This window comes from Bradyrhizobium sp. BRP22 (assembly GCF_020194175.1).
Classification (GTDB): domain Bacteria; phylum Pseudomonadota; class Alphaproteobacteria; order Rhizobiales; family Xanthobacteraceae; genus Bradyrhizobium.
Genome location: NZ_JADYVX010000026.1, coordinates 1 through 13,159, shown reverse-complemented (window position 1 = coordinate 13,159; position 13,159 = coordinate 1). Strand labels below are relative to the sequence as shown.

Sequence of the window (13,159 nt, the reverse complement as noted above, 5' to 3'; positions counted from 1 at the left end):
CCAGGCAGCCAAAACGGCACTGACTTTCGACATGCTAGACCTAGGGGACAAGAACGCCAAGACGAGTGCATTGCGAAATGGATTCCGGGCTCGCGCTACGCGCGCCCCGGAATGACGGAGAGAGAGACGGGCCTGCTTGCCCTCAATGGAAATCGCGTGACGGGGGCAGGATGCGGACGTTGCGGGGGTGGCGGATTTTTTGCGGGGAGTTCTCGCCGTGGTCGCGGCGGTCGTCGTTGAGGGGTTCGACCAGAGCGGGGCCGGCGGGCATGGCCGGCTTGGCGCTGAACGCGTCGTTGGAGAGACCGATGAGGTCACAGGAGCGGTCGATCATGCGCTGCGCGACCAGGTGCGTCACCTCCTCCGGGCTGCTCTGGATATAGCCTTCGACCAGGATCAGCCGCGCGCCCATCACTTCTTTCCGGTACTGCTCCATCACCTTCGGCCACACCACGATATTGGCGATCCCGGTCTCGTCCTCAAGGGTCATGAAGACGACACCCTTGGCGCTGCCCGGGCGCTGCCGCACCAGCACCACGCCGGCGCAGCGGACGCGGCGCCTATCATTGCGATGGCAGATCTCCTTACAGGGCACGACGCGTTCTTTTGCAAACATCGCCCGCAGGAATTCCATCGGGTGGCCCTTCAACGACAGGCGGATGGTCTGGTAGTCGGCGACCACCTGTTCCTGCCGCGGCATCTGCGGCAATGGCTTTGCGTTCTCGTCCGGCTGCTCGCGCGCGATCGCGGCTTCGAACAGAGGCAATGGCACGTCGTCCGGCAGCCGCCGCACCGCCCAGAGGGCCGCACGACGATCGAGCCCGATCGAGCGGAAGGCATCGGCATCCGCCAGCAGGATCAGCGCGCGCTTGGGCAGGCCGGTGTCGCGGGCGAAATCCTCCAGCGAGGTGAAGGGACGCCGCTGCCGCGCCGCGACGATGCGGTCGGCCCAATCTGCTTTGTCAGCGTCGTCATTCCGGGATGGTCCGTCAGGACCAGACCCGGAATCTCGAGGTTCCGGGTTCGTCGCTGCCGCGACGCCCCGGAACGACGACTGAATTTGTTCGACCTCTCCCGCAGGCGGGAGAAGGAGCGCAGAATCAGCTTCACCTCTCCCATAGAGAGAGGTCGGCGCGGAGCGCCGGGTGAGGGGTTCGGTCTCTCGTGGGGCCTGAGCCCCCTCACCCGACTTGCACATGTGCAAGTCGACCTCTCCCCGCTGGGGAGAGGTGGGAGCTTGCGGCAACATCGCAGACTCACCACGGAATGACGCTTGGATTTGTTTCAGCCGTTCCTCGTCCGGGTCTTTCCAGTTGAAGCCGTCGATCTGGCGGAAGCCGAGGCGGACGGCGCAATGTTTGCCGCTGCCCTCCTCCAGCGTGTTCTGCGCGAAGCTGAAGGACACATCGATCTCGCGGACCTCGACGCCGTTCTTGCGGACGTCGCCGACGATCTGCGCCGGGGCATAAAAACCCATCGGCTGCGAATTGAGCAGCGCGCAGCAGAAGGCGTCGGGGTGATGATGCTTGAGCCAGGAGGAGATGTAGACGAGTTGCGCGAAGCTGGCGGCATGGCTTTCCGGGAAGCCGTAGGAGCCGAAGCCCTTGATCTGCTCGAAGCAGCTTTTGGCGAATTCGAGATCGTAGCCGCGCGCGACCATGTTGCCGATCAGCTTGTCTTCGTACTTGCCGATGGTGCCGAGGTTGCGGAAGGTCGCCATCGAGCGGCGCAGACCATTGGCTTCTTCGGAGGTGAAGTGTGCCGCCTCGATCGCGATCCGCATCGCCTGTTCCTGGAACAGGGGCACACCGAGTGTCTTGTGCAGCACGCGGTAGAGTTCGTCCGCATCGCCTTTGTCCGGCGATGGCGATGGATAGGTCACCTTTTCCTGCTTGTTTCGCCGGCGCAGATAAGGATGCACCATGTCGCCCTGGATCGGCCCAGGGCGCACAATCGCGACCTCGATGACGAGGTCGTAGAATTCCCGCGGCTTCAGCCGCGGCAGCATGTTCATCTGCGCACGGCTTTCGACCTGGAACACGCCGAGTGACTCACCGCGGCATAGCATGTCGTAGACTTTTTCGTCATCCTGCGGGACCGTCGCAAGCTCATATCGCTTGCCTTTGTGATCGGCGATCAGATCAAAGCTCTTGCGGATGCAGGTCAGCATGCCCAGCGCCAGCACGTCGACCTTCATCATGTTGAGCGCGTCGACGTCGTCCTTGTCCCATTCGATGAAGGTGCGGTCGTCCATCGCGGCATTGCCGATCGGCACATAGGTGTCGAGCCGGTCCTGCGTCAGCACGTAACCACCGACATGCTGCGAGAGGTGGCGCGGGAATTCGATCAGCTCGGTGGCGAGCTCGACGGCAAGCCCGATCATCGCGTTCTTCGGGTCGAGCCCCGCCTGCCGCACCTGCATGTCGTTGAGGCCCTTGCCCCAGCTTCCCCACACGGTATCGGCGAGCGCGGCGGTGACGTCCTCCGTCAGCCCCAGCGCCTTGCCGACATCGCGGATCGCACTGCGCGGACGATAATGGATGACGGTCGCGATGATGGCGGCGCGGTGGCGGCCATAGCGGCGATAGACATATTGCATCACCTCCTCGCGCCGCGAATGCTCGAAATCGACGTCGATGTCGGGCGGCTCCAATCGCTCCTTGGAGATGAAGCGCTCGAACAACAGATCGACCTTGGTCGGATCGACCGAGGTGATGCCGAGCACGTAGCAGACCGCGGAGTTCGCCGCCGATCCCCTGCCCTGGCACAGAATGCCCTGGCTGCGCGCGTAACGGACGATGTCGTGCACGGTCAGGAAGTAATGCGCGTATTTCAATTCGGCGATCAGCGCGAGCTCCTTGTGCAGGGTGGCGCGGAGCTTGTCGGGAATCTCGTCGCCGAAATAATTGATGACGCCGGCCCAGGTCAGGTCTTCGAGATGCTGCTGCGCGGTCTTGCCCGGCGGCACCGGTTCGTCCGGATATTGGTATTTGAGCTGGTCGAGCGAGAAGGTGATGCGCTCGGCAAAGCGCATGGTCTCCGTGATCGCATCGGGAAAATCGCGGAACAGCCGCGCCATTTCATGGGCGGGTTTCAGATGCCGCTCGGCATTGGCTTCCAGCTTCCTGCCGATCGCATCGATTGTCGTCTTTTCCCTGATGCAGGTGAGCACGTCCTGCAAGGGACGGCGCGCGGGATGATGATAGAGCACTTCGTTGGTCGCGAGCAGCGGTACACCGGCCTTCATCGCAAGATGATGCAATCGCGCCAGGCGACGCCTGTCGTCGCCGCGATAGAGCAGGCTTGCGGCGAGCCACACGCCATCAGTGCGGCTCGCCTTTAACCGCGCGAGCAGATCGAGCGCTTTGGCCGCCTCGAAACGATGCGGCAATGACAGCACCAGGAGCTGGCCTTCGGCGAAGTCCAGCAGGTCGTTCAGCTTCAGATGGCACTCGCCCTTTTCGATCCGCTTGATGTCATCGCCCCGTTTGCCGCGGGTGAGGAGCTGGCACAGCCGGCCATACGCCGCGCGGTCGCGCGGATAGACCAGGATGTCAGGCGTGCCGTCCATGAAGACAATGCGCGAACCGACCAGGAGCTTTGGCGGGTGCTTCACCTCCGAATTTTCGAGCTCCTTGTAGGCACGCACCACGCCGGCGAGCGTGTTGTGATCGGCAAGTCCGATCACGGGAATACGATATATGCTCGCCTGATGCACATAGGCGCGCGGATCCGATCCGCCGCGCAGGAAGGAGAAATTGCTTGATATGCCGATCTCGGCATAGTCGGGCGTTGGCTCCATCATGCGAACAACCCGTGCACGAACCAGTTGGCAGGAACGGGCTTGCCCTCTTCGTCGATCAGTTCGCTGTCATAGAGGCCATCGCGAAAGATCCAGAAACGCAGGCCCTGCTCGTCCTCGACGCGGAAATAGTCGCGCGTCAGCACCTTGCCGTCCCGCTGCCACCATTCCATGGCGATGCGCTCAGGCCCCTCGACCCGCACCACCTGATGCGTGGCGCGCCGCCAGGTGAAGTGATGCGGCGGACCGTCAGGCACGGTGGCGAACGGCACCTTGATCGGCTCCGGTCTTTCGAACAGCCGCAGGGGCCGGAGCGGCGGCTCGCCCTCGGCGCGTGCGGGCCAGGCGGCTTGCGATGAAGCGGCCAGATGATGCTGCGCAGGCACCGCGAGTGCTGCGCGCTCGGGGATATGGGTATCCTCCGGCAGGTGCACGACCACGCGCCTGCCGCCGATGCGGGCGGCAATGCGGTCGATCAGCGCGGCAAGCTCGTCATTGTCATGGACATGAGCGTCGAGATCGCGCTGCTGCTGCACCACGATCTCGGTACGGCCGGCGGACAGGCGGATCAGGTCGAAGCCGAAGCCGGGATCGAGGGGATCGCTCAGCGCCTCGAACCGCTCGCGGAACAAGCGGTCGATCACCTCAAACCTGGTCACCGCACGCCCGGTCTCGACGGCAAGCGTGCGCACTGCGCCGTCGGTGCGGAAGAAGGCCGCCTCCAGCTTGCGCGCGCCCTTGCCTTGCTTGTCCATCGCCTGGACCAGCATCCGGGCGAGGTTCTGCAGCGTCATCGCGATCATCGGCTCGGTTGCGATCGGTTCGGGAAAACGCTTTTCGACGATGTAGTCAGGCAATGGCTTGCGCGGGCTGATCGGCGCATCGCCCTGCCCCAGCGCATGCTCGAGCCGCGTGGTGAAGGCCGCGCCGAAACGCGCCGTGATCTCATGGCGCGCGCGAACCGCGACATCGCCGATCGTCTTCAAGCCGGCACGGCGCAGGCCCTTGGTGATCGCATCATCGGCGCCGAGGGCCGAGATCGGCAACGGGCCGACCGCCTCGGCCTCCCCGCCATCCTCGATGATCCTGCCCGAGGAATGCCGCGTCAGCGTGCGGGCGCAGACCGAGGTGGCGGCGATCGCGCCGCTGACGGCAAAGCCGCGCCTCGCGATGGCGCCGCAGATGATCTGCAGCATCGCGCGCTCGCCGCCGAACAGATGGGCGCAGCCGGTGATGTCGAGGAAGAGACCGTAAGGCGGATCGAGCGCCACCAGAGGCGTGAAGCGGTCGCACCAGTCGGCGATGTCATTGAGCGTCCTGGCATCGGCGGCTTCGTCGGCATCGTAGACCGTCAGTTCCGGGCAGATCGCGCGGGCATTGGCCAGCGGCAGTCCGATCGACAGACCGCTTCGCGCGGCGATGTCGTCGAGAGAGTGGATGACAAGCGCGTTGTGCTCCTTGATGACGACAACGCTGGGCACTTCCACCTCTCCCGCTTGCGGGAGAGGGAGTTCGCGCGTTTCAGCCTGCGAGGCGGTGCGGGCCAGTTGCCGTTTGATCCGATCGATGGGCAGGCGCGGCAGCCACAGGCTGAGGATACGTCGACGGTTCACTGAAAAGGCACTCATCACATTTCCATTCCATGATCCATCGCCCGACAGGGCCATGACGGTTGCGAATGAGCTGCGCATCGAACAGAGGCGCACCCCACGCATTCCAACTGGCGCCCGGCGGCGAATGCGCCGCGCGCACGATCCATCTGGTTTCCGCGGTGGAGGGAAACGGCGTTGCCGCCAGGCGCAGCACCAGCGCGGGAACGCCGGAAGCTTGCGCGGCAAGCGTCAGTTTGCGGCTCGCCACCAGATCGAGCTGCTTGGACTCGCCCCAGACTTCCATGATGACGGCGCCTAGCGCGTCGCAGGCGAGCGCATCGGCCGTGGTGCGCAGCGCGTTATCGATGTCGGCGGCGCGCACGGTGACGAGGAGGCGCGGATCGAGGCCGAGCTCGGACAGGCCGTTCATCGACAGCGCGCCGGATTCGGTTTCAGAAAAATCCTGCCGCACCCAGACCAGCGGCTTTCGCGCGGCAAGACGCCCGGCGAGACCTGTGATGAAGCCGGTGGCGGAAGCGCCCTGATGCCCTTCGGCAAACACCTCGTGCACGGCGGCTTTCGCAAGCCCGCCCTTGAGCATCGCATCGGCACCGGCGTGTCCCAGCGCGATCCGCTGCAGCGCACGCGCTTCATTGGATGTCTCAAGGCGTTCGATGCGCCCCCGCAAGGACGCAAGCGTGCTCAGGCGTGCGCTCGTCATGCGCCGCTCCTCAAGGAAGATATCGGGGCCGTTGCTGGCTCAGGAGAAACCAGAAGCTGGCCCATTCGTTCATGATATGTTCTAATATAAAGCCAACTGCGCAGGAGGAGTCAATCGGATTGGTAACGGGATAAATTCATGAGTGAAATCAATGGGATTGGTGAGGGCCTTCATAGCCCGATCAAGCCTGGCATGATGGGAGAGAGCAAGTGCCATGCACCACATCATCCTCAACTGCGAGACCGATTTCGACGGCTGGCGCACTGCGGCGCGGGCGCTGGTGCTGAACGAGGTGCCGCCCGACAAGGTGACATGGGTTGTGCGCAATCACGGGCACGAACTGTCTGACGGTGCACAGGCGCCGCTCGAGCCGCCGCAGGGCACCTTCAACGTGCCGGCCAAATTCGTCGAGCTGGCGAAAACCGCGATCCTGCATCGCGATGCGGAGCGTTTTGCCCTGCTCTATCGCCTGTTATGGCGCCTGCGCCGCGATCATGACCTGCTCGACATCGCCCACGATCCCGACGTCGCCCGCATCCATGCAATGGCGAAGGCCGTGCATCACGAGGCGCAGCGGATGCGGACGTCGATCCGTCTTCGCGAAATCGGGCGCGAGCACAAATCGCATTTCGTCGCCTGGTTCGAACCGCAGCATCATGTCGTGGAACTGACCGCGCCGTTCTTCGCGAGCCGCTTTGCCGACATGCCCTGGTCGATCCTCACACCGGACGTCTGCGCGCATTGGGATGGATATGCGGTGTCGATCACGCCAGGCATCAGCAACGCCGAGATGCCCGCAGGCAATCGGCTGGAGGAGCTTTGGCAGCATCATTACGCTGCGATCTTCAACCCGGCGCGGCTCGCAGCGAAGAAAGCGAGGAACCTGCCGGCGGCTCCGACGATTAAGCTCGAAAGCGAAAGCGCCGATGGCTTAGGGAGCGCAACGACCGCCCATGCCGCAACCGAACCGCAGATGCCGGAACCAGCCATGATCCGCCGCGCCGCCGACAGCCTGAGCGTGTTGCGCGAGGAAGCCGCGGATTGCCGCGCCTGTCATCTCTACAAACACGCGACCCAGACCGTGTTCGGTCAGGGCCCGCAAAGCGCGCAGGTGGTGCTGGTAGGCGAGCAGCCGGGCGACAAGGAAGATCTCGCCGGAAAGCCGTTTGTCGGTCCGGCCGGCCTGATGCTCGACCGCGCGCTGATCGAGGCCGGCATCGACCGCAAGAAGGTCTACATCACCAATGCGGTGAAGCATTTCAAATTTGTGCCGCGCGGCAAAATCCGGCTGCACCAGAAGCCGAATACGCCGGAGATCAAGGCCTGCCGCCAATGGTACGAGCGGGAACTCGCCTCGATCAAACCGGACCTGGTGGTGGCGATGGGCGCGACTGCTGCACAATGCGTGTTCAACAAGCTCACGCCGATCAACAAGAACCGCGGCCGCCTGATCGACCTTGATGAAGGCGTCAAGGCGCTGGTGACGGTGCACCCCTCCTATCTGCTGCGCCTGCCCGATCAGGATGCGAAAGAGCGGGAATATCAACGCTTTGTCGAGGATCTGAAGCTCGCGGCGGAGCTATTGAGGAAACGCGCGCAGGCCGCGGCATAGGCACGGCACAATGCATAGCCCCCACGGCATAGCCCCCAGGAGCGGCAAGCAGTTGATAAAACTAATATCTGTTTACAACCTTACATTGATGGACGATACTCTCTTATTACAGGGGGAGTTGGGGGCGTCTTGTTCACGCCAATGACGTTCCCATGAGGGTCGACGCGCTGCCGCGGCGCCACAGCCCCGGCGCCCGGCAGCGCGCGACCGCTCCCGCTACATCACACTTTTCCGCTGCATCAGACTTCCGCCATGCGCATCGCTTGCTGCGTGAATGGTCATCGTTCGCGTCGTGACGCGCGCGAGACCATCATCGATGCAGCACTCACGCACCGCCGAGATACGCAGCCGCGCAAACTACGGCGTCAGCAAACTACGGCTGTCATCTAACCTTCAAGTCCATCCGTCAAAACTAGGGCCTCCTTCTGTATTGTGACGGGGCGTCAGAATGACCGATTTTGCACTCAATTCATCAGTGGGCGGCGAAAGACCGATCCAGCCGGCTTCAAGACCGAATCTCGACAAAGGCTTTAATCCGCTGACGATGATCATCTTCTTCGGCATCCTCGCTGCGGGGCTGCTGTTCGTTGCCTACAGCATCTATGTCGATGTCGATGCCACCGGCACCCGCGTCACCACGTTTTTGCCCTACATCCTGCTGTTCGTTGCGCTCCTGATCGCGCTCGGCTTTGAATTCGTCAACGGCTTCCATGACACCGCCAATGCGGTCGCGACCGTGATCTACACGCATTCGCTGCCCGCCGAAGTCGCGGTGATGTGGTCGGGCTTCTTCAACTTCCTCGGCGTGCTGCTCTCGTCGGGCGCGGTCGCTTTCGGCATCATCTCGCTGCTGCCGGTCGAACTGATCCTGCAGGTCGGCTCCGGCGCCGGTTTCGCCATGGTGTTCGCACTGCTGATCGCCGCGATCCTTTGGAATCTCGGCACCTGGTATTTCGGCCTGCCGGCCTCCTCTTCGCACACGCTGATCGGCTCGATCATCGGCGTCGGCATCGCCAACGCGCTGATGCGCGGCCGCGACGGCACCTCCGGCGTCGACTGGAGCAAGGCCACCGAGATCGGCTATGCGCTGCTGCTGTCGCCGCTGGTCGGCTTCATCTGCGCCGCGGTGCTCCTGCTCGTGCTGAAGACGATCGTGCGCAACCCCGCGCTCTATGCCGCGCCCGAAGGCAACAAGGCGCCGCCGCTCTGGATCCGCGGTCTCCTGATCCTGACCTGCACCGGCGTCAGCTTCGCGCACGGCTCCAATGACGGGCAGAAGGGCATGGGCCTGATCATGCTGATCCTGATCGGCACCGTGCCGACCGCCTATGCGCTGAACCGCACGCTACCGGAATCCCAGGTCGCCCAGTTCGCGAGGACCTCGGAAGCCGCCGCCAAGGTGATCGCGGCGAAGGGCGCCGGACACAGCATCATCGGCGATCCCCGCCCGGCCGTGACGCAGTACATCGCGATGCACCACATCAACGAGGGCACCTATCCCTCGCTCGCGGTACTGGTGAAGGATGTCGGCGAGCAGGTGCAGCGATACGGTTCGCTGACCAAGGTGCCGGCGGAAGCCGTCGGCAACACCCGCAACGACATGTACCTGACCTCGGAAGCGATCCGCTTCCTGATGAAGGACAAGGAAAGCGACCTCTCCAAGGAAGAGATCGCGACGCTGAACGCCTACAAGGCTTCGCTCGACAGCGCGACCAAGTTCATCCCGACCTGGGTGAAGATCGCGGTCGCCATCGCGCTCGGCCTCGGCACCATGATCGGCTGGAAGCGGATCGTGATCACGGTCGGCGAGAAGATCGGCAAGACTCACCTGACCTACGCGCAGGGCGCCTCCGCCGAGCTCGTCGCCGCCGGCACGATCTTCGCGGCCGACACCTTCGGCCTGCCGGTGTCCACCACGCATGTGCTGTCATCAGGCGTCGCCGGCGCCATGGCCGCCAACGGTTCGGGCCTGCAGGTCGCGACCATCCGCAACATGCTGATGGCCTGGGTGCTGACGCTGCCCGCCGCGATCATGCTGTCGGCGTCGCTCTACGTGCTGTTCGCGAACGTGTTCTGAGCCGCCAAGCCATCAACGACAAAGGCCCGCGCGACGCGCGGGCCTTTTGTTTTGTACGACGACAGCGCCAGGCACCGTCATTGCGAGCGAAGCGAAGCAATCCACCTCTCCACTTGCTGAGAAATGGATTGCTTCGTCGCTTTGCTCCTCGCAATGACGGCCGGATAAAGCGTCACGCCGCCAGCGTGTTCTCCACCAGCTTGATCCAGTAGGACGTGCCGTAGACGATCGCCTCGTCGTTGAAATTATAGGCGGGGTGATGCAGGCCGGCGCTGTCGCCGTTGCCGCAGAAGATGAAGGCGCCGGGGCGCGCTTCCAGCATGTAGGCGAAATCCTCCGCGCCCATCATCGGCGGCATCTCGTGGACGTTGCCGTCCCCGGCGATTTCCCTGGCGATCTTGGTCGCGAACTCGGTCTGCGAGCGATGGTTGACGGTGACGGGATAGCCGCGTTCGTAAGTAAGGTCGATCCGAGCGCCGGTCATCTGCGCGACGCCCGCGACCACCTCGTGCACGCGCTTCTCGACCAGCGCGCGCACCTCCGGCGTCAGCGTACGCACCGTGCCGTGCAGCTCCGCGGTCTGCGGGATCACGTTGCGCGCATTGCCGGCGTGGAATTCGCAGATCGAGATCACGGCTGAATCCAAGGGATCGACGGTGCGCGAGACGATCGACTGCAGCGCCGTGATCAGTTGCGAACCGACCAGCACGCTGTCGATGCATTTATGCGGCCGCGCGGCATGGCCGCCGACGCCTTCGATCCTGATGTCGATCGCATCGGTTGCCGCCATGATCGGGCCGGTCCGGATGGCGAACGAGCCGACGGGGATGCCGGGGCCGTTGTGCATGCCATAGACCTGCTCGATGCCGAACCGCTCCATCAGCCCGTCCTTGATCATCGCGGCGGCACCCGCGCCGCCCTCCTCCGCCGGCTGGAAGATCACGACGGCGTCTCCGGCGAAATTGCGGGTCTCCGCCAGGTAGCGGGCGGCGCCCAGCAGCATCGCGGTATGCCCGTCATGGCCGCAGGCATGCATCTTGCCCGGCGTCTTGGAGGCATAGGGCAGATTGGTCTCCTCCTCGATCGGCAGCGCATCCATATCGGCGCGCAGCCCGATCACCCTGATGTCGCCATTGCCGGCCGGCTTCTTGCCCTTGATCACACCGACCACGCCGGTACGGCCGATTCCCGTCGCGACCTCGTCACAGCCAAATTCGCGCAGCCGCTCGGCGACGAATGCTGCGGTGCGGTGGGTGTCGTACATCAGTTCGGGATGTTCATGGATGTTCCGCCGCCAGGCCTGGATGGCGGGCTGCAGATCGGCGACGCGGTTGACGATGGGCATGGCACTTCTCAAGTCTGTGATTCAAACGTCTGTGATCTCTCTACCATGCAAGCCGCGGTCCACCCAACCGCCGAGCCCGGCGGCCCATGCCGAGCCGTCATGGCCGGGCTTGTCCCACCCGCCCCCCTCTGACTATTAGAACGGCAGAAAAATCCATGGATGCCTGGAACATTTTCCGGCAACGCGGCCAGCGGATGGGTGGAAAGCAAGAGAATGCCTGGGAAGCTCGAGGGTGATTTCGACTATATCGTCGTGGGCGCCGGCACGGCCGGCTGCATCATGGCCACCCGGCTCTCGGCCGATCCGAGCAAGCGCGTGCTGGTGCTCGAAGCCGGCGGCGACGACAACTGGATCTGGTTTCACATCCCGGTCGGCTACCTCTTCGCGATCGGCAATCCGCGCTCGGACTGGATGTTCAAGACCGAGGCGGAGCCCGGCCTCAACGGCCGCGCGCTCGCCTATCCCCGCGGCAAGGTGATCGGCGGCTGCTCGGCGATCAACGCCATGATCTCGATGCGCGGACAGGCCGCCGATTACGATCACTGGCGCCAGCTCGGCCTCACCGGCTGGGGCTATGACGACGTGCGGCCGGTATTCCATCGGCTCGAGGATCATTTCCTAGGGCCGAGCGAGGATCATGGCACCGGCGGTGGCTGGCGCATCGAGGCACCGCGACTGTCCTGGAAAGTGCTGGATGCGGTCGGCGATGCCGCCGAGGAAATGGGCATCAGACGCATTCCGGATTTCAACACTGGCGACAATGAAGGCGTAAGCTATTTCCACGTCAACCAGAAGCGCGGCCGCCGCTGGTCTTCCGCGCGCGGCTTCCTCAAACCTGCATTGCACCGGCCGAACCTGCACCTGGAAAAGAACGTGCTGGTCGATCGCCTGATCGTCGAGCAGGGCCGCGCGGTCGGCGTGCGCTTCATCCGCGGCAGCGAAATCATCGAAGCCCGTACCAGGGGCGAGGTGATCCTGACCGCCGGCGCGATCGGCTCGGTGCAGGTGCTGCAGCGCTCCGGCATCGGGCCCGCCGAGTGGCTCTCGCCTCTCGGGATCGACGTCGTGCTCGACAGACAGGGCGTCGGGCGCAACCTGCAGGACCATCTGCAGCAGCGCGCGATCTACAAGGTCACCGGCGTGCGCACGCTGAACGAGACTTATTATTCGCTGTTCCGCCGTGGCCTGATGGGCCTCGACTATGCGCTGCGCCGCCGCGGGCCGCTGACCATGGCGCCGTCGCAGCTCGGCATCTTCACCCGCTCCGATTCCACTCGCGAGCGCGCCAACATCCAGTTCCACGTGCAGCCGCTGTCGCTCGACAAGTTCGGCGATCCCCTGCACCGCTTCCCCGCGATCACCGTTAGCGCCTGCAATCTGCAGCCGACCTCGCGCGGCACCGTGCGCATCCGCTCGGCCCAGCCCGACGAGAAGCCCTCGATCGCGCCGAATTATCTTTCGACCGACGAGGACCGCCAGGTCGCCGCGGACGCGATCCGCACTACAAGGCGCCTGATGCAGCAGAAAGCGCTGGCGCCATACCGACCGGAAGAATATCTGCCCGGCCCTTCCGTCGGCGACGACGATGCCTCGCTGGCAAAAGCCGCCGGCGACATCGGCACCACGATCTTCCATCCCGTCGGCACCGCGAAGATGGGCACGGCCAACGACCCGATGGCCGTGGTCGACGAACGCCTGCGCTTCCACGGCATCGCCGGCCTGCGCGTCGCCGACGCCTCGGTGATGCCGACGATCACCTCAGGCAACACCAACACGCCAACCGCCATGATCGCGGAGAAGGCTGCGGCGATGATATTGGAGGATGCCAAATAGCGGAGCATAGACGCATAGCCCGGATGGAGCGCAGAGACTGGGCAAGAATTGTTTTGAGCGTCCGGCTAGGCTGGCGCGCTCAATTCCGGACAGATCCTAGCTTTTGGGCAGAAGATCAGGGTGTGGAAGCCGGCTATGGCCGCTGACGCAATGTTGAGCAGCAGGGGCACGAGATAA

At 64.0% G+C, this 13,159-nt stretch carries 7 protein-coding genes; 3 read left to right on the top strand and 4 right to left on the bottom strand.

Annotated elements, in window-relative coordinates; genetic code table 11:
• Window positions 1-142: 142 nt before the first annotated feature.
• From I6F35_RS26930 to I6F35_RS26920, 3 genes are read right to left on the bottom strand one after another with little or no spacing between them, the layout of a single operon-like run.
• A complete protein-coding gene (locus I6F35_RS26930; protein WP_225120780.1) occupies window positions 143-3,802 on the bottom strand; it encodes an error-prone DNA polymerase in 3,660 nt (1,219 codons plus the stop codon).
• Window positions 3,802-5,430, bottom strand: a complete 1,629-nt coding sequence (locus tag I6F35_RS26925; RefSeq protein ID WP_225120688.1) for a DNA polymerase Y family protein — start codon at window positions 5,428-5,430, stop codon at window positions 3,802-3,804. Before I6F35_RS26925 ends, I6F35_RS26930 begins: the two co-directional genes overlap by 1 nt.
• Window positions 5,324-6,115, bottom strand: a complete 792-nt coding sequence (locus I6F35_RS26920; protein ID WP_225120687.1) for a DNA repair protein — start codon at window positions 6,113-6,115, stop codon at window positions 5,324-5,326. Before I6F35_RS26920 ends, I6F35_RS26925 begins: the two co-directional genes overlap by 107 nt.
• A gap of 214 nt (window positions 6,116-6,329) precedes the next feature.
• On the opposite strand from I6F35_RS26920, the gene I6F35_RS26915 reads away from it, so the two are divergent.
• Both I6F35_RS26915 and I6F35_RS26910 read left to right on the top strand, forming a co-directional pair.
• Window positions 6,330-7,727, top strand: a complete 1,398-nt coding sequence (locus I6F35_RS26915) for a UdgX family uracil-DNA binding protein (RefSeq protein WP_225120686.1) — start codon at window positions 6,330-6,332, stop codon at window positions 7,725-7,727.
• Window positions 7,728-8,175: 448 nt separating this feature from the next.
• Complete coding sequence (locus I6F35_RS26910; RefSeq protein WP_225120685.1) at window positions 8,176-9,804, top strand: inorganic phosphate transporter; 1,629 nt, start codon at window positions 8,176-8,178, stop codon at window positions 9,802-9,804.
• A gap of 172 nt (window positions 9,805-9,976) precedes the next feature.
• Here the strand turns inward: I6F35_RS26910 and I6F35_RS26905 are convergent, their stop codons facing one another.
• Complete coding sequence (locus I6F35_RS26905; RefSeq protein WP_225120684.1) at window positions 9,977-11,149, bottom strand: M20 aminoacylase family protein; 1,173 nt, start codon at window positions 11,147-11,149, stop codon at window positions 9,977-9,979.
• A gap of 213 nt (window positions 11,150-11,362) precedes the next feature.
• Between I6F35_RS26905 and I6F35_RS26900 the strand changes: the two genes are divergently transcribed.
• Window positions 11,363-12,982 carry a GMC family oxidoreductase N-terminal domain-containing protein gene (locus I6F35_RS26900; RefSeq protein ID WP_225120683.1) on the top strand — a complete coding sequence of 540 codons (1,620 nt, stop codon included), beginning with the start codon at window positions 11,363-11,365 and terminating at the stop codon, window positions 12,980-12,982.
• Window positions 12,983-13,159 lie beyond the last annotated feature (177 nt).

Excerpts from the sequence above, each read along its gene's own strand:
- I6F35_RS26930 (WP_225120780.1), bottom strand. The coding sequence starts at position 3,802 with ATGGAGCCAACGCCCGACTATGCCGAGATCGGCATATCAAGCAATTTC.
- I6F35_RS26925 (WP_225120688.1), bottom strand. The coding sequence starts at position 5,430 with ATGAGTGCCTTTTCAGTGAACCGTCGACGTATCCTCAGCCTGTGGCTG.
- I6F35_RS26920 (WP_225120687.1), bottom strand. The coding sequence starts at position 6,115 with ATGACGAGCGCACGCCTGAGCACGCTTGCGTCCTTGCGGGGGCGCATC.
- I6F35_RS26915 (WP_225120686.1), top strand. The coding sequence starts at position 6,330 with ATGCACCACATCATCCTCAACTGCGAGACCGATTTCGACGGCTGGCGC.
- I6F35_RS26910 (WP_225120685.1), top strand. The coding sequence starts at position 8,176 with ATGACCGATTTTGCACTCAATTCATCAGTGGGCGGCGAAAGACCGATC.
- I6F35_RS26905 (WP_225120684.1), bottom strand. The coding sequence starts at position 11,149 with ATGCCCATCGTCAACCGCGTCGCCGATCTGCAGCCCGCCATCCAGGCC.
- I6F35_RS26900 (WP_225120683.1), top strand. The coding sequence starts at position 11,363 with ATGCCTGGGAAGCTCGAGGGTGATTTCGACTATATCGTCGTGGGCGCC.